Annotated in this window: 19 protein-coding genes and 1 pseudogene; 14 read left to right on the forward strand and 6 right to left on the reverse strand. The window is 52.7% G+C overall.

Annotated elements, in window-relative coordinates:
- Window positions 1–4 precede the first annotated feature (4 nt).
- Together ACFQJD_RS02295 and ACFQJD_RS02300 are read right to left on the reverse strand one after the other, a co-directional pair.
- Entirely contained in the window at window positions 5–802 is a 798-nt protein-coding gene (locus ACFQJD_RS02295) for a hypothetical protein (RefSeq protein ID WP_379795381.1), read from the reverse strand.
- Window positions 799–1,647, reverse strand: coding sequence for a hypothetical protein (locus ACFQJD_RS02300; RefSeq protein ID WP_379795383.1), 849 nt, complete (start codon window positions 1,645–1,647; stop codon window positions 799–801). Before ACFQJD_RS02300 ends, ACFQJD_RS02295 begins: the two co-directional genes overlap by 4 nt.
- Before the next feature lie 112 nt (window positions 1,648–1,759).
- Between ACFQJD_RS02300 and ACFQJD_RS02305 the strand changes: the two genes are divergently transcribed.
- Both ACFQJD_RS02305 and ACFQJD_RS02310 read left to right on the forward strand, forming a co-directional pair.
- Window positions 1,760–3,184 (forward strand): hypothetical protein, encoded by a 1,425-nt coding sequence (locus tag ACFQJD_RS02305; protein ID WP_379795385.1) that lies wholly within the window; start codon window positions 1,760–1,762, stop codon window positions 3,182–3,184.
- A gap of 370 nt (window positions 3,185–3,554) precedes the next feature.
- Entirely contained in the window at window positions 3,555–4,598 is a 1,044-nt protein-coding gene (locus ACFQJD_RS02310; RefSeq protein WP_379795848.1) for an argonaute/piwi family protein, read from the forward strand.
- Between the two features lie 17 nt (window positions 4,599–4,615).
- On the opposite strand, the gene ACFQJD_RS02315 is transcribed toward ACFQJD_RS02310, so the two are convergent.
- Both ACFQJD_RS02315 and ACFQJD_RS02320 read right to left on the reverse strand, forming a co-directional pair.
- Entirely contained in the window at window positions 4,616–5,179 is a 564-nt protein-coding gene (locus tag ACFQJD_RS02315; protein ID WP_379795850.1) for a hypothetical protein, read from the reverse strand.
- An 18-nt stretch (window positions 5,180–5,197) separates the two neighbouring features.
- Window positions 5,198–5,725 (reverse strand): hypothetical protein, encoded by a 528-nt coding sequence (locus ACFQJD_RS02320; RefSeq protein ID WP_379795390.1) that lies wholly within the window; start codon window positions 5,723–5,725, stop codon window positions 5,198–5,200.
- A 275-nt stretch (window positions 5,726–6,000) separates the two neighbouring features.
- Here ACFQJD_RS02320 and ACFQJD_RS02325 point away from each other — a divergent pair, with 275 nt between their 5' ends.
- On the forward strand, window positions 6,001–6,135 hold the full coding sequence (locus ACFQJD_RS02325; protein ID WP_268895834.1) for a hypothetical protein: 135 nt from the start codon (window positions 6,001–6,003) through the stop codon (window positions 6,133–6,135).
- 541 nt (window positions 6,136–6,676) lie between these two features.
- On the forward strand, window positions 6,677–7,570 hold the full coding sequence (locus tag ACFQJD_RS02330; RefSeq protein WP_379795852.1) for a DUF499 domain-containing protein: 894 nt from the start codon (window positions 6,677–6,679) through the stop codon (window positions 7,568–7,570).
- 199 nt (window positions 7,571–7,769) lie between these two features.
- Here the strand turns inward: ACFQJD_RS02330 and ACFQJD_RS02335 are convergent, their stop codons facing one another.
- Window positions 7,770–7,943: a hypothetical protein gene (locus ACFQJD_RS02335; protein ID WP_379795394.1), complete on the reverse strand. Its 174-nt coding sequence runs from the start codon at window positions 7,941–7,943 to the stop codon at window positions 7,770–7,772.
- Window positions 7,944–7,952: 9 nt separating this feature from the next.
- On the opposite strand from ACFQJD_RS02335, the gene ACFQJD_RS02340 reads away from it, so the two are divergent.
- Genes ACFQJD_RS02340 through ACFQJD_RS02360 form a run of 5 tightly spaced genes read left to right on the forward strand, consistent with a single transcriptional unit; the run spans window position 7,953 to window position 12,898 of the window.
- Window positions 7,953–9,395, forward strand: a complete 1,443-nt coding sequence (locus ACFQJD_RS02340) for a hypothetical protein (protein WP_379795396.1) — start codon at window positions 7,953–7,955, stop codon at window positions 9,393–9,395.
- Between the two features lie 25 nt (window positions 9,396–9,420).
- Window positions 9,421–10,038: a DUF7680 family protein gene (locus ACFQJD_RS02345; RefSeq protein WP_379795398.1), complete on the forward strand. Its 618-nt coding sequence runs from the start codon at window positions 9,421–9,423 to the stop codon at window positions 10,036–10,038.
- 2 nt (window positions 10,039–10,040) lie between these two features.
- The gene (locus ACFQJD_RS02350; RefSeq protein WP_379795854.1) at window positions 10,041–11,447 is read left to right on the forward strand and encodes a hypothetical protein; all 1,407 of its coding nucleotides are present in this window, start codon (window positions 10,041–10,043) and stop codon (window positions 11,445–11,447) included.
- A complete protein-coding gene (locus ACFQJD_RS02355; protein WP_379795856.1) occupies window positions 11,434–12,402 on the forward strand; it encodes a hypothetical protein in 969 nt (322 codons plus the stop codon). The genes ACFQJD_RS02350 and ACFQJD_RS02355 overlap by 14 nt, the downstream gene beginning before the upstream one ends.
- Window positions 12,403–12,406: 4 nt before the next feature.
- Window positions 12,407–12,898 carry a hypothetical protein gene (locus tag ACFQJD_RS02360; RefSeq protein ID WP_379795858.1) on the forward strand — a complete coding sequence of 164 codons (492 nt, stop codon included), beginning with the start codon at window positions 12,407–12,409 and terminating at the stop codon, window positions 12,896–12,898.
- On the opposite strand, the gene ACFQJD_RS02365 is transcribed toward ACFQJD_RS02360, so the two are convergent.
- The gene (locus ACFQJD_RS02365) at window positions 12,841–13,458 is read right to left on the reverse strand and encodes a hypothetical protein (protein WP_379795860.1); all 618 of its coding nucleotides are present in this window, start codon (window positions 13,456–13,458) and stop codon (window positions 12,841–12,843) included. The two genes, ACFQJD_RS02360 and ACFQJD_RS02365, sit on opposite strands and share 58 nt — an antisense overlap.
- A 122-nt stretch (window positions 13,459–13,580) precedes the next feature.
- Here ACFQJD_RS02365 and ACFQJD_RS02370 point away from each other — a divergent pair, with 122 nt between their 5' ends.
- The 5 genes and pseudogenes from ACFQJD_RS02370 to ACFQJD_RS02390 all read left to right on the forward strand — a co-directional run.
- Window positions 13,581–14,627 carry an SNF2-related protein gene (locus ACFQJD_RS02370; protein WP_379795862.1) on the forward strand — a complete coding sequence of 349 codons (1,047 nt, stop codon included), beginning with the start codon at window positions 13,581–13,583 and terminating at the stop codon, window positions 14,625–14,627.
- Window positions 14,628–14,666: 39 nt separating this feature from the next.
- Window positions 14,667–15,146 carry a hypothetical protein gene (locus ACFQJD_RS02375; protein ID WP_379795864.1) on the forward strand — a complete coding sequence of 160 codons (480 nt, stop codon included), beginning with the start codon at window positions 14,667–14,669 and terminating at the stop codon, window positions 15,144–15,146.
- The gene (locus ACFQJD_RS02380) at window positions 15,143–15,322 is read left to right on the forward strand and encodes a hypothetical protein (protein WP_379795866.1); all 180 of its coding nucleotides are present in this window, start codon (window positions 15,143–15,145) and stop codon (window positions 15,320–15,322) included. Before ACFQJD_RS02375 ends, ACFQJD_RS02380 begins: the two co-directional genes overlap by 4 nt.
- Before the next feature lie 44 nt (window positions 15,323–15,366).
- Window positions 15,367–15,855, forward strand: coding sequence for a helicase-related protein (locus ACFQJD_RS02385; RefSeq protein WP_379795868.1), 489 nt, complete (start codon window positions 15,367–15,369; stop codon window positions 15,853–15,855).
- Window positions 15,818–16,388, forward strand: a pseudogene (locus ACFQJD_RS02390) (DEAD/DEAH box helicase); the annotation flags it as partial. The gene ACFQJD_RS02385 and the pseudogene ACFQJD_RS02390, both read left to right, overlap by 38 nt.

Raw genomic sequence — 16,388 nt, forward strand, 5'->3', positions numbered from 1 at the left:
GCAATCAAAAGATCTCGTGTGTATCCTGGCCGACTTGGGAGTGAGTATGGAATTCGTCCAATATATAGAGGATAGACACGTCAAATAAGGAGGTCAACTGTTGCTGATATCGGACGACGTCTTTCTTATCTCCAGTCACAACCCGATGAAGCACCCCGCGTTCTGCAAGCCCTATTGCGTCAAGAAGCCACTGAGAGTCTACTGGAGGGACTCTGGACTCTCGAATTCCAATATGCTCATCAACGAGACCACAGGCACGATCCTGTTCATCATAGGTTGAGGACACAACGTGGACAGCATCCATTAGTGCGTCTTTCCGCTCCTTTGCGTCGTGGAGAACACGATCTCGAAGATCTTCGACACACCGTTTTGCATTCCGCGGAGTGACTTCACGCGAGGAAAAGTAGTTCTGGAAGTGCCGAACAAAGTGTGGCTTAGCCTGACTTCGAACCTCAATATTTTCGAAGAAAATCTCTAATATCCTCTCAAACGAAAGTCCATCGTAGCTCTGTAAATCGATTTCACGATTGTACATCGGGATGTTGTCCTCCACATTCTCTTGAAAGTCTTCAAGAACGGTTCCGAACACGCCACCTGTATCGTCAGGATCAACCTGTAGCTGATCAGGGTCGGACACAACCCGAGGCGCTCCTTGCGGGCGGCTGCAATACTCGTAGATCACAAACTCACTCGTGAAGAGCGTGTTATGGCCGTCTAGAATACGCTCTGCTTCTACGGCCCACCGGTCGTGAGAAAACGTGAGTCCAATGAGGACGTTAGTATCTACGAAGTATCTAGTCATTGGCCCGGATGAAGATCTTCGTGCGCAATTCCCCGGCGTTCAAGAATCGGAGCAACAAGTTCGTCAGCTGCGCTCCGTTCAGATTCGAGTTCGGTTGCTAATCCAGAAAATTTTGCATCAAGGTCTTGCTCTTCGAATTCGTCAAGTTTCTGGATCGCAGCACTCCGACCCTGCTCAAATGAAGTTATACCGAGGTTCCCACGGACCTCTTCCTGAGACATCCCCTGGGCATGCCGTTCAGCAAGTTCGAGGGCAAATATACGCCAGAACGTTACATTCACCGTCATCAATCTGGAGGGATCAGGAGAATGCGAATGGAGTTCTCGTGTGACCGCATTATACCACTTGATTAGCGGTCGGTCATACTCCGGAAATCGGTCGTTTGGAAATGATTCAAAAGTTTCGTGAACCGAACTGAGTACCGATTCTCTACTTGGGTCAACCTCAAAGAAATCGTGATATCCCGTATGTAACGTCCGGATTTTCTTATCTAATTCCCGAAAATCCCGCTGAACCTGATACGGCGCATCATCATACATTCTGTCTGTGAGCCATTCTAACCCATGCTCGTAATATTCAGAAAGAGTCTCAGAGACAATAGAACGGAGGCGATCTTCAACTCCGGGCTCATTAATACTGGCCGAGGGGACAGTCGAGGGCGTAGCTGGAGAGACAGTACCAAAGAGATACCAGTAATACGGAATCTCGATGTCCAAATCTTGCTCGGCAGATTTGACGTCAATACGATAGAGGAGCTTGTGAAGCGACTTTTTCGGCAGCGCATCCGCGGCCCCTCGTTCATGATTGAGGAGGCGCAGAGTCGTTCCCAAGTCCTCGCGATTCATTATCTCCAATATATACCGCTCGTTTTATAGAACTACCGTCGGATCCCAGTAGACTATCCAACGACTGAGGGAAAAGTAATTCACACGAGACTTCCTTGTAACGAGATACAACGTGCCCATCTACAATCTATATAAAGAGCGGGAAGGGACGGCGCGACGCGGGGAGGACTATAAGGAAGTCGTCATTGAGTACATGGAAGGGCTGAATTACATGGTTGAGCGGGATTCAGCTTTCCACTCCACGCTTGACGATATTCAGTTTGTGAACAAAGCTACGGGCGATAAAGTGGTAGCCGAGGCGAAAGCGTATTCCACAGGCCTCAGCCCGAACGATTTTAGAGACGAACTCGCCCGGTATTTCCTCGAATACATCAAACAGCCCCAACCCCAACGTTTTGATTTCTATATTTTTACGGAGACACTCTCTAATGACCAGCTCTGGAAAGCCCTATTCGATCGAGATGTCACCGATAACCAGAAACTGGTCGACTTCTACAAAAAACTCAAAGACAGCGTCAACGATGAGGTCGTAGATCGGCTAGATGATACTGATGTAGATGAGTTCCGAGATTTTGCTATCGATACCCATGTTTTCGTAGGTACATACGATGATCTCCGTCAACAAGCTCATCAACTCGAGAAAACAGAACGGTTCCAGTACGAACCATATCTTCACTCGTACGATCCAGTTTCGGAGGAAACAGAATATGCGACAAATCTGTTTCAGGTAACCCGCTATCCTGAGACACTGTACATCATAGATACGACGGAGGAAGCCGAGTCAGCTCGCGTCTATAATTACAACAACGAGGCGTTTCCCATCAAGCTTCACGAGCGGAAATTATATTCTCTCGTTCATCCGGACCATCTTCCGGGGTCTACTCGTCATTACCTCCACGAGGACCGTTTCGAAACACAGGATTTCGAGAAGTTCCTTCGAACGGGTGCTCAAGAGGAAGAGCGCGAAAACATCGTAAGGTCGCTTCTCAGAGGGATATTCACTCTCGTTGCGAGAGATAACGATTGTCTCATCGACCGTGAGAAAGGAACAACTGTATACCCAGAACTCGACCGCAAACAGCACGGTTCCGAGCGAAAACTAGGTCGATCTTGGGTTGCAAAGGAGTTAGACTCCTACCCTGATGTCATCCATCGTGGTGTCAAAGTACGAGTACGGCGCTATGCGGAAGAGTACTACTACGTTCTGCTACCCACACAAGTCTTCACTTCTGACGGTCGTCGGCCTGTAAAAGGCGAGCGTAAATCGCGGCTCCAAAACGACTTCTCACCAAATCGCTTCCACGCCCAGAATAGTAAGTACGACCGCCAGCTGCGTGTCTGGGAAGAGCTGCTGATGTCCGATCAGACCCAGCTTGATCGATTTATGGGCGAAAAGATACCCGTCATAAAGGAACTCGAAGTAACCAGAGTTGACTCGCTTTCCCTCAATGTCCGCCCACCCAAAGACGGAGACGAACGTGATGAGCTCATCGAGTCAGCGTCTGATCTTGAAAACACAGGTGGAATTGAACAATGACGCCTGAAGATTCCCCGTTCACGCTCCGTCACCTCGAGGAGCCAGAGATTCAGTTTGAAGGGGGTACTGAAACCTCTCCCAAACGAGGCCTTATCAGATATGGTCCACGGCTCTATGAAGAAGGACACCACACAATCAAACTCGGGATTATCGGCGATCGAGATTCGATTCGCCGGTTGACCGAACTACTTCACGATATGGAGGTCGGGATCCATCCAGGAACAAGTGATAAACCGTGGCAGGTTCCGTATCCCGGCCGTGTAAGAGTTCCGCGCTCAATCTCTCTATTAATGCAAAAAAGGGCTGGAGACGCCAGATTCGTCGACGAGACATCCAATCAGTTACGAGTAAATCAACCCCCAGAGAGCGGATGGAGCGATTCCTGAAGCAGGTGCGGAAAGACATCGAGATAATCGAACGGGATTCCGTTCAGCCGAACGCAATCATCGTCTGTATTCCGCAAGAAGTGATGGACGCGTGTACTCCAGAGAACCAGGACCATGCGCGAATCCAGTCGGAAGGTTCTGACCTGCGAAATCGAATCAAACTGATCGGGATGGAGGCTCGAATCCCCACACAGCTGATTAAGCCATCCACACTTGCGATCCGTACTGACCGTCAGCGAGCATCTCGGGCCTGGAATCTCACAGTTGGACTTCTATACAAGTCTCAACGAGGGCATCCCTGGAAAACTCGGCAAATCGAAGATGGGCACTGCTACGCAGGGCTCTCGTTCTACAGGGAGCGAGACGAAGGAGATGATGTAATTCGAGCTGCTCTTGCTCACGTCTTTCACGGACGGGACCATATTATCCTTCAGAGCGATCCACTCCCGGATATCACCGAGGACGAGAATGGATCTCCCCACCTCTCATATGAGGCGGCTAGACAGGTAGGTGAGCAGATTCTGGAATACTACGAAGCTCAGAAAGGGACACGTCCCAGCCGGTTCGTCCTTCATAAGCCATCTGTCTTCTGGGAAGAAGAACGTGAAGGGTTGCTTGATGCCACAGACAGTGTTCGCGATTTAGATCTAGTCTGGGTTCGTAGGCGGCCAAAGATCAGGTTGTTCCCACCTACGGATTATCCCGCCATGCGGGGAACCCTCCTGAGCGTCCCTGATGACGACGTCCACTATCTCCACACATCTGGATATGTCCCAGAAGAGACGACCTATCAGGGGAGTGGAGTACCATCACCGATTGAGATCCGACCTGATGAGATTTGTGAGACACCCTCGTTAGAGATCTGTAAGGAGATTCTCTTTTTCACAAAACTCGACTGGAATACATCGGACTACGCAATTCGGATGCCAGCAACCGTGAGTGTTGCAAAGCGTGTCGGCACAATCCTCTCTGAAGTAGATACTGAGTCCATTTCAGAGGTTCAGCCACAGTATTTCTACTATATGTGAATCGGTGAGTGAGAGACTTATTCGTCTGAATCAGAGATCGGATTTAGTTGATAACCAGCAGACCGCAGAAATTCGCGGATAAGCTCAACCTCCTGCTTCTTCTCAGGGGAACTCGTCCCGAGTATTTCTTCAATTACCTGCTCTTCATCCTCACAGAGAGTAATTGATTCATTGAAGGGGGTGTTCTCAAGTGGATCTCGTCGCTCATCAATCACGATCGGCTGCCACCCGCCCTGGTACTGGTATCGGTAGAGGGTGATAGTGCGAACGGTGTCTTCGTCGACGAAGAAGCTCGTTTGTTCGCGTTTGCTGGCGACCGCGATCTTCCCGCCTTCGAGATCCGCAGCAAAGTCCTCGAAATTGTGGAACTCAGCAGGAACCGGCCCATCGACGACGTGAGTGATAATTCCCGGCCAAGTGAACCCATAGATGCGCTCAAAGAAGCTGACACCATTGTCGTCGGGAGAATCAAACACAAGGAGAAGATCGCCCAGCTGGAGTTCGGTACCGTCTACGCTGATATGCGACGAATAGGGATAGGCTTCGCCGTCATCAAGGGCGACTATTTCGGGTTTGGACATTGATCTCACTTGAAAAGGTCAATTACTATTGGTCCTTGCTTCTACAGCATCAAGAATACTTGTTCGTGTTTCGGTATCAATTCGGGCAACGCCAACTCGTGGGTAAATATAGAGGGTCCCCTTAGTTCTGAGAGAATTGAGATCAAGTTCATCAAGGACACTCTGAGGGACTGCTAATCCCCAAATTGAATCTTCCGTGGATTTCTTTATAAGATCGCTCCAAATCGGTTTTAGAATTTCTGTGAAGACTGATTTAGTCAATAGGAGGATGATTATGTCAGCATCTTCTACTTCCTTGAGTAATAGAGACTGGGCATGTTCATGTACCTGAGCCCGGTCGGAACCGGGAGTGAGTCCTGAGATTGACTGGGAAGCCTGAGAAACGCCAAACTCGTCAGAGAGGATATAGAGGTCTGTATCTGCGAAATTTGAGAGCTCCTCAACAAGCGAAGCGACTGGTCGAAACTGACCCTTATAATAATTTAACAGAGACTGTGCATTTTCATCAACAGTATTTGAGGATTCGGTGAATACGACTGCCTTCATACTCCTTTGCTTCTCGATAACCATTCAAAAATCTACTTTTATACTAATTGATCAGGAAGATGGGGACTTATCCAGGAGCTACAAAGAGCTGGCTAAAAAAACATGAATTAGATGGGAGACTGTCCAGAGGACGGTATCATGGTCGAACCGCAGGCCAGCTGGACTGAAATCACCTTTAAAATACCAAATGACTAAGTCAACTGTCTGTATACATCGTGATAACCTACTGTGCGCGAAACTCAGGGGACCGGACATTTCGTGATACAATTATGCCGATGATACGGGTACAGGACTGGACGAAAGAACAGCTAGAGGAGATCAAGGACGAAGAAGACCACACGTCCCTTGATTCAGTAATCAAGACGCTCCTCAAAGAACGCACCAACGAAACCACCTCAACAAACGAATGAGCGATACGCCCACAACCACCGGCACGACGAATCGCCCGCCGAGTATTTTCGACTCCTGCGAACCTCGCCAAGACGTTCTCACCGGTGAACTCGCCGAGGACCAATTCGCGGCTAGCCTCGCGGACGTCGCCCACAGCGACGACGCTCCTGATGTCTACGCTGACCCTCGACTTTTCTTCGAGAAAACCTACCCCACCAGCGGTCTGCAGGATCTTCTCACACGTCTCGCAACCCGTTTCGTCGGCGCACATAACGACGACTACACCGGCACGAACGGCATTCTCCGACTCGACACCAGCTTCGGTGGTGGAAAACCCACAACCAGATCGCCGCGTATCACCTCGCAGAATCACCAAGTGCTGTCCCCGATCTGTCTGACTTCATCCTCGACCAGGACATCGCCGACGAGTATACTGACACCGCTGCACTCGGTCTCGACGTCAACACAGCCGTCTTCGTGGGCACACACGTCGACGCCGAGGACGCTCGCTCGAACTACGACGACCCTGACGCCCCCGCAACGAAGACGATGTGGGGCGAAATGGCCTACCAGCTGTTCGGGCGGGAAGGCTACGAGTTCCTGCGCGAAAACGACGAGAACAGAACGCCTCCAGGAACAACCAAGCTCGAGCGGCTCTTCGAGCGGAACGACAATCCGTCGCTCATCCTCATCGACGAGATCGCCGCATATCTCGAGCAAGCTGCCGCTGTTGAAATCGGAGATTCGACGCTCGCAAAGCAGACGAATACCTTCCTGATGTCGCTGCTGTCCGCGACGCAGAATAACGATAAGGTCACTGTTGTCCTCAGTATCGCGGACACCGCCTTCGCCGACCAAGCCGAAGACGTCCGTGGTCTCGTCTCCGAGACCATCTCTGAGTTCAACAGTATCAGCGACCGTGTCGAGGGGTCCATCACGCCGACGGAGGACAACGAAATTGCCGCTGTCCTGCGGCACCGCTTGTTCGAGAGCGTCGCGGAAGACGGGCGGGATGCGACTGTTGATGCCTATATGTCCCTCTATACGGGTGATCGTGACTCCTTCCCCGACAGTGCGACGAACCCGGAACACCGAGACCGCCTCGAAGACAGCTACCCGATTCATCCGACGGTCATCGATACACTCACAGAGGAACTGGACTCCCTCCCGTCGTTCCAGCGCACTCGTGGTGCACTCAAGCTCCTCTCCCGCGCAGTCTACCGCCTTTGGCAGCACCAGAGCGACTACCAAGAACGCCACTTCGTCCGTCTGTTCGACATGCATCCCTCCGATGGGGACGTTCGTTCGACGCTCCTCCGGCTGTTCTCGTCGGTCGACATGGACTTCGAGGCCGCAATCAAAGCCGACATCTTCTCGGAAGATGGCACGGCGAACGCAGAGGAAGAGGACCGGAACTGGGTCAAGAACGGACACCCCCACTCGGAACACATCTGACGACGGCAATCCTCTGGAAAAGTATCGTGAAGGGGGCTGACGGACGCGGCACTACACGCCGGCCTCTTCGACACGCAATTGCCAACACCGAAGTCGAGCTGCGCACTACGACGACGCTCTCAATAACCTCCTTGGAGAGGGACGTCGGTCTGCGTGTTTCTACCTGCACGGAGACAACGGTGAGAAAATCCAGTTCAAGTCAGAGCCGAACCTCACGAAACTCATCGATTCTGTCGTCGAGCAACTGCAAGACGGGCTCGCCCGACGGCATCTCGAGGAAGCCCTCGACGAGGCGCTCGGTCAGGGTAGTCTGAATGTGATTGTCGGGCCGGAGGAGCCGCACGAGATCCCAGATACAGCTGACGAAGCGCACCTGTGCGTGATGGACTTCGATACGGTCACCATCACGGACTACGAGACCGTCCCAGAGGCAATCCAAACGCTGTACAAGAATACAGCATCGTCGAGTGGCGGGCAGAAGACGCCACGGGTGTTCAAGAACAACGTCGTCTTCCTCGCAGCGAGCGCGAACGACGTGACTGACGCGAAGCGGACCGCAGAGCGCGTCGCTGCCATCAAACACATCCAGAATAATCTCGGCGACCAGTACGAGCTCAACACCGAACAGCAGGACAAGCTCGGTGAACGCCTCGATAGCGCGAAGGGCACGCTCGATCAGGACATCAAAAAGGCGTATACGCACCTCTACTTCCCGACTGGAGATGGCCTGGCTCATCGGAACGTCACCACCGACAGCACCATCCATCAGAGTGTCATCGAGAAGCTCGATGAGGCAGGCGCGATTATCCCCGAAGGAGAGGACGCCTACGGTGTTGATTGGTTCGAGGCGACGATCTGGAACGTCGGCTCGGCCTCGATGACGACGAGAGCAATCGAAGAACAGTTCGGAAAGCGCCAGGATGCGGAGATTCTCCTGTCACCCATCCCACTGCGAAAGACGATCGCCCAGCTCGTCCGTGAAGACGGGTACGCCTACTGGGACGAGGAGCAGAAGACCGGGTACTACACGCCCGAGACGACGCTCACGGCAACCGATCACGAACTCGACGACGCGAAGAATCTGCACGCGGGGCTCAGCTATCAGGACGTGAAGCTCTCGCAGTCGCACACACTCTACACCTCGCTCGATGAGCTGGTCGACGACGTCGGGAGTGAGATCGACTGGGAGGAACCCGACGAAGATGAAGAGCAGGAGGACGAGACTACTGACGACGATGATGAGGAGGAGACTGGCGGCAGTAGCGGGGGCGGTTCGGGTGGCGATGACGAACCTGAGCCATTCAGTAAACTCATCGAAGTTCGCACCTCCGAACCCGCACACGTCTCTCGGGCCCTGCAGGAAATGCGGGCTGACATCGCTGATGAGCTTACCAGCGCTCGCGAGGAGTACGACGGGCACCCTGACGAACTGACCCCCATCGTCGAAGGCGTCTGGATCCATCTGGACGGGGCCGATGCGTGGAAAGGTGCGTGGTTCACTGCGAACAAACTCAGCAATAACGAGGACTTCGCAGAGGACACGACGATGGACTTCGATTATGAGGCCAACGACGGAGCCGACTCGAAATCGGAGTTCGAAGTCGATTTCAATGGACGCCCGGAGGTCTTCGCGAGCCATCTCAGATTCAACATGGAGCCGGAAGATCTCGCGAATCCGGATGGCGGTCGTACCGCTGAAGCCGAGTTCTCGATTGAGTTCGACGAGGGCGATGACCGCCTCTATGGCGACACGTTCGACCTCCTGACGAGCTCCTTGCGGTCGACAACGCATTCACCGTCACGATGCACACGCAAATCCGTGTGATCGAATCCAGCGAGGTGACCCAAGTATGAGCCAAGGCATCGCCGAGGGGAATTCGTTCGCCTTCACCACTGGCGCGTACGGGAATCGACCGACGTTCGTGTTGACGCGTGATCGGGTCGACGACCAGCACGAAATCACGCTCTACGAGCTGGCGCCCCGGGATATCGCAACGGCTCGACGAGAACGGTTCGAGAGAGCCCAAAAAGCAGTGAGCGTCTCAGTACGCGAACTGGAGGAAGCCATTACCGGCGACCGTTCCCCGTCCGAACTCCCCGGAGCGGATGACGCGGCGTACGGTTGGGATGACTGGTGTGCGATTCGCATCGCAACGTTACGCGGTGGGGCGTTCAACGAGGTGAGTTTCCTCATCGAATCCACTTTCCGGGAGCTGAGTCTTGATCCCGAGACCGTCTGTACAGGAGACCCAGCAAGCGTGAGTCTCCCCGAAGCGGCCGGTGTTCGGCTTTCGATTGCGTTCCGTGCGATGAAGCCGATGCGACGCCGGGACCGTCTCCGTGAAGTCGCAAAGGGAATCGACCAGATGAGCCTGGGTGAATGCTACTACTGGCACGCCAAGGCTCGCTCTCCGTCCTCGCCCAGCGGTACGAAAGCACTCCGCGTCCTACTCGCCGACCACATTTAAATATGTCAGAACAAAATCAAGAAGGCCATTCCGTTGGATCCGATACACCGAATAAAGTAGCAATTGAATCAAAGCTCCCGCTTACAGCAATTGACATTGAAAGTCAAAAAGACATGGCGTCTGGTCGCCATCACCCACTACGTAGCTTGCACAAGTGGTTTGCTGCTCGACCCACTCCAGTAGCGAGGCTCGCTACAATCGCATCTGCATACCCAGGTGAGATCGACTCGGATAAACTTCTCAAGTTGATGCAGATCGGGCCGAAAGAACTGGATTCTGAGATTGCTGAATATGTTGAAGGAAAGTTCACGGAGCCAAAGAACGGTGCAACCCTAGACGATCATTACCAGTATCCGAATCCGAGCACACAGACACCGACTGCTAAAGAACTGGAGGAAATGCACGCGGAGATTCGAGAAGGGTGGGGTGGTAGCTTACCGACTGTAATGGATCCGACAGCAGGCCGTGGAATCATCCCGTTTGAATCGATTAGATATGGATTCCCCACGAAGGCTAATGAACTAAATCCAGTTCCCAACTTGATAATGAGAGTAGGACTGGAATACGCCCCTCAAGTAGGATCTCTCACTCCTGAAATTTACGAGTGGAGAGATGAGATTCAGGAATCCGCTCAAGAGAATACTAGGCAATACTATCCTACAAAAGAAGACGGGTCCACAATTCTAAATTCAGCCGTCACATATCTGATAAACTGTGAGTCCTGTGGTGGTCAGATTCCGCTTGTCGTGAAATGGTGGTTGAACAAGAGCTCGAATGGAGGGGATGCAATAAAGCCAATTTACACCGATGGAGAAGTCTCATACGAACATGTAAAGGTGCAAGACACTGATGACTACGACCCAGATGATGGACCAGTGAAAGGTGGTGATGCAGAATGTCCTCATTGCGATGTAGTTACAGAAAATGACCAAGTAAGGGAGAAGATAGCTGAGGGTGAATTCGAATATAGTGTCTACGGTGTTAATTATGAGGATGCGCGTGGGAATCGTAAGTTCCGCGGAGGAGATGAGGTTGATCAAAAAGGGATGGAGAAAGCCGCTGAAAGGGTAGAAAATGACTTTGGAATGATCGACTTCCTCACCGAGTCATATCCAGGTGGGTTCACAGACCGAGTCAAAAATTACGGGGTTGAAGAATGGCGGGACATCTTCACGCCAAGACAGCTAGTGGTACATTACGAATACTTGCAGGCATTCCAAGATGCTCTTCCTGAAATACAAGCAAAATATGAACAAGAGAGGGCTGAGGCTATTGCTTCCGTCTTAACGCTTTGTGCTAGCCGGGTAGTAATGTTCAATTCAAGACTCTCAAAGTGGTATGACCAACGGGGTATTCCGCATGGGATGTTTGCTCAGAATAATTTTGTTCTCAAAGATGGGGGCAGATAATAATATATCTGCTCCAAGACGGGGGTATGAGAAGAACTCAGATCATGTTATAGACTCTTACGAGAAAATTGCCTCGTATGTACGCGAATCAGAACCGGCAGAGGTACGATACGGTGATGCTGCCAGCCTCTCTAGCGATTGGTCAGAAGGTTCAGTTGATATTGCTATCGTCGACCCTCCGTACTACCAAAGCATCCAGTATGCTGAACTAGCAGATATCTTCTACATCTTCCACAAAGAATACCTTGGTGATGTGTTCCCAGACCTATATGACACCAAGCTCACTAATAAGAAAGATGAAGCTGTAGCCAATCCTTCTCGATTTGAGGAATTCGATAACGATTCTAAATCAAAGAAAGAGCTTGCTGACAATTTCTATGAGGATAAGATGGGAGAAATATTCTCTGAGATATACAAATCACTTAGCGACGGAGGAGTTATGACAATTATGTTCACCCATAGGGAGATTGATGCGTGGGATACTCTTACGTCTGCCCTCATAGAGTCGGGATTTACAATTACAGCAACTCATCCGATTAAAACAGAGATGGGTGATCGAATTGGAGCTCAGGACAAAGCAAGCGCAGATAGCTCCATTCTGTTGATTGGAAGGAAGCAAAAAAGGAAGAGCGACGAAAAGACGCTATGGGGAGATGTGAAGTCCGATATCGCAAATGTTGCTCGTGAGGAAGCAGAAGATATCATTCAATCCGATTATTCCATTTCTAAAACAGATATGGCGATCTCCGCTTACGGGCCGACGCTTCAACGGTATGCTTCTGAATATCCAGTAGTTAATAAGAAAGGAGAGGAAGTTAGACCAAAGACCGCTTTATCAAAAGCTCAAGAAGCAGTAACAAGTGTTATTGCTGAAACTTTTCTTGAAACGGCAGGCATTGACCAACTGGATTCCCTCACGTTGGTATGTTCTTGCTTGGTTAATATACGAGAATGACACTATGCCATATGACGAAGCAAACCAATTGGGCGTGGCTGCTGGAGTTGATATTGAAGATCTAAAACGCCCTACGAAGATCTGGAGAGGTGGTAGTGAGGTAACTCTGCAGTCTCCGAAGGATCGTGTGCAGGATATTACAAAGCTCAAGGCGGATGGTGCAGAGAATCCATCAACTCGAAAATATCCGGTTAACCCAACAGATACGCGTTTCACATACATAATTGACCTCATACATTCAGTGGTTCATGTATACGACAACAAGGGACCAGACGGTGCCTGGAAGTGGATTACTGACAGAAACCTCAAATCTAATCAAGAATTTAAGATAGGTGTAGCTGCGTTATTAGAGGTTCTTCCGGGTGACGAACCAATGAAAGAGACACTTATTAACCTAATCTCAGGAGACACCGGGGAATACCTTGACATCGAGCTGTCTCACTTGGACTTGTCAGGGGACGACCGACAATCATCCCTGACTGAAGAATTCGAATGAGTCTTCAGAACGTCTCGTGGGAGCCGGTGTACGAAAGCGAGTTCCGGACCAACCGGACGCTCATGGAGACGTTCTACCGGCCATTCCTCAACGAGGTCATCCGCTACGACCGGCTCGCCGGCTACCTGAGTCTGCGTAGTCTGGCGCACGCTCTCGAAGGGGTTGACTCCCTCCTCGAGACTGATGGAACAGTACGTGTCATCGCTGGAGCCGACCTCCAGAAGCGCGAGAAGGGAGCGATGTTCCCTGACGCAGATGAACCCCTCGAACCGTGGGTTGAGTCCCAACTCACCATCATCGCTACCCTCCTCGACCGCGGCGACCTCCAAATCAAGGTCGGTGACCCCAAAGGCGGTGACGGGCTCTTCCACCCGAAGCTCGGCATCGGTGTCGATCGCGAGGGCAACAAGATCAGCTTCGAGGGGAGTATCAACGAGACGCTCAGTGCGTGGCAGTACAACTACGAACGCTTCAAAGTTCATCGCTCCTGGAGCCGCGGCGAGGCGAAGTATGTCGAGGAAGACGTCTCGACGTTCAACGCACTCTGGAACGGCTTCCACCCTCCGTCGATGTCTTCGAGCTCGACGAAGCTGCACGCCAGGACCTCATTGACTGGAAGGACACCGATGGAACGCTCGAGGAACACGTCGAGCGCGTTAAGAATCACGACCCCCAGACGACGGTGCCCGAAGACGATACCGCCGGTGTCGTCTCGATCGCCGGACGGACACCAGGAGGAATCCACCTCGCAGAGGAGATCAGTACTGTCACGCCCTGGCCCCATCAGCGAACGATCTCCGATACCGCGGTCAGTATCTACCCGAACAACCTCCTGTTCTGTGACGAGGTGGGGCTCGGCAAAACCATCGAAGCAGGCCTGACCCTCTCACGGCTGATGGAGGTCGGAGAGGCTGAGCAGGCGCTGTTTCTGGTTCCTGCAGGGTTGGTACAGCAGTGGCAGAACGAACTCCTCGACCGCTTCAATATCCACGCCTACTATCACGAACGGTCCTACGACGGTGATTACATGATCGGTCCTCTCGGAGACGCAGAGGATCACCGTATCCCCACATCCGGAGCGGTCGACGCCGATGCGTGGGAGAACACGCCGATTGGTTCGTTCGTTACGGAGAGAGATGAGCCAACCGTCGTAATCGAGTCGTGGCATACCGCCCGCCGCGAAGGTAATCAGGCACACGTCGCCCCACGCATCGACGAGAACGTGTGGGATCTCACAGTCGTCGACGAGGCACACAGTGCTCGCGAGGAGACGAAACTCTACGACCTGCTCGGACAGGCCGAAGAAGCCTCCCGGTGTCTCTACGCTCTCACGGCGACTCCTATGCAGTTGAATGTTGGCGAGCTCTACGATCTCCTTCGACTATGCGATCTCCCAGAGGGTTGGGACGACAAGGACCGATTCGTCGAGTTCTTCGAAACACGGCAAGCACTCGAAGATAGCCTCAGTACCGTCGGCTCTCGCTATCAGAATATAGCCGATGGACAGCAACAGGTTCTCCAACAGTTCCAGAAAGAGCTCGATCTGGAGGAGGACGAAGGCCGACCAAGAATCGAACGGTTCGGGAAACTCATTCACGAACATCTCACGTCGAATCCCGGCTACGACGAGCAGGCGAAGGCGCTAGCCGAGGCGACGGACACGGAGTCGATTCAACAGCGGAAAGCCCGAGAAACTCGTCGGCGTGCGCGAAACCTCACCCCGATTTGACGATCCGCGCTCGCTCATTTTCGACTGTGGGCCAACGGAGTGGAGCGCACCATGGAGGCTTCTCAGTGGGCGACACCGGTTCAGTCCCGCATCTTCCGGAATACTCGAGCGGTATTGGAGCAGTGTCAGGATCTCGGGCTGCTCGACGATACGGTTCCGACTCGGGATGTCGAGACAAAACGTATCGAGCTGGGTGACGCAGCCCCGCTGTACGATCAGGTAGAGCAGTATATTGATGAGACGTATAAGCAGTCGCAGAAAGTCCTGACAGGGAAGGAGAAACTCGCGTTGGGCTTCGTGATGACCACGTATCGTCAGCGCCTGACGAGCAGTCTACACGCCATCAAGCAGAGCCTCCAGCGCCGGATGGAGAAGCTCGACGAGAAGGTTGAGGACATGACCGAGGAGGTCTCCGAGCTTAGTAGGGACGCCGGAGTGACGGAGGCGACCATCGACGAGGCGATCGGCCAAGCATCCTCGACGCCTATCAGCCAAGTAGTCGTGGTGCCGCCGACGTGATTCAGGCGGAGCGGACGGCCCTCCAAGAGTTCGTGGACGATCTCAGGCAGGCCCATACCGACCCGAAGGTAGCGCAGTTGCGCCGCGACATTCGCTCGCTCCGTCAGAGCGCCCGTGATAACATCATCATCTTCACACAATACCACGATACCCTCGACATATCCGTGAGACCCTGACAGACACACATCCGAACGTCGGTACGTACAGTGGTGGTGGCGGGATGCAGTACGACGAAACATCCGGAGAGTGGGTGAACGTCGGTAAAGAGGCGATCAAGCGCGATTTCACTGACGGGGACACCAATATCCTGATCTGTACAGACAGCGCGAGTGAGGGGCTGAACCTCCAGACTGCAGATGCGCTGATCAATTTCGATCTGCCGTGGAATCCGATGCGGGTTGAACAACGCATCGGTCGAATCGACCGTATTGGCCAGAAAAACGAGGTCGTGAAGATCATCAACTACGCCTACAAGGACAGCATCGACGGCGACATCTATGAGGAACTGGAGGGACGGTTACAGCTGTTCGAGAACGTGGTTGGGCCGATGCGTCCGGTACTGAACAGCATCGAGCAGGACATCAAAGACGCCGTTATGGGTAGTTCCGGGCCGGATGCCACCAGAGAGCCCAGTGAGCAAGTCGTCGAAGAAGCAGACTCGCGGGCAAAACGTGCCCAGGAGAAAGCCGAGGAGACCGGGAGCAGGTGAGCCAGAAGAGGTATCGACGAAAGAGGCGATAATCGAGAGTTCCGGACTTGACGGGTGGGAACCCTATTGCTATCCCGCATTCGATGGGATCGGGACCGGTGATCGGTCGTATGAACCGTTGGTGAGCTTGGAGACGATCGAGACACAGATTACGCAAAGCGACCGCCTCGAAGAGACAGAATGGTCGTTTACTGCCCTCCGGAACCATGCCCGCGCCGACGACTTCGAAGACATCGTCGACGATGCATACGTTCTGGAACTGCCGGAGGAGGGTGCAGTAGCAATGCCGGAGTCGCTCGGAGAGACAGCTCAGGCAGAGCTTGGAGGGGGTAGCGGTGTTGTTGTGACGTTCAACCCAGAGATTTCTGAGCAGTTCCCGTCGATTCGGCTGCTCCTACCTGGAGATCCGATATTCGAAGTGCTCATCCGCGAAGCGGCCCCAGCAGAAGTCGATAATGTGGAGTTCGTCTGTGGTCAGCGTGGAGAGAGTGGATCGTCTGTTACCCGAAGCAGTCAGGTCGCCGAAGCCAAAG

Origin of the sequence: Haloplanus sp. GCM10025708 (assembly GCF_042663985.1) — an archaeon.
GTDB classification, from domain to species: Archaea; Halobacteriota; Halobacteria; order Halobacteriales; family Haloferacaceae; genus Salinirarus; species Salinirarus marinus.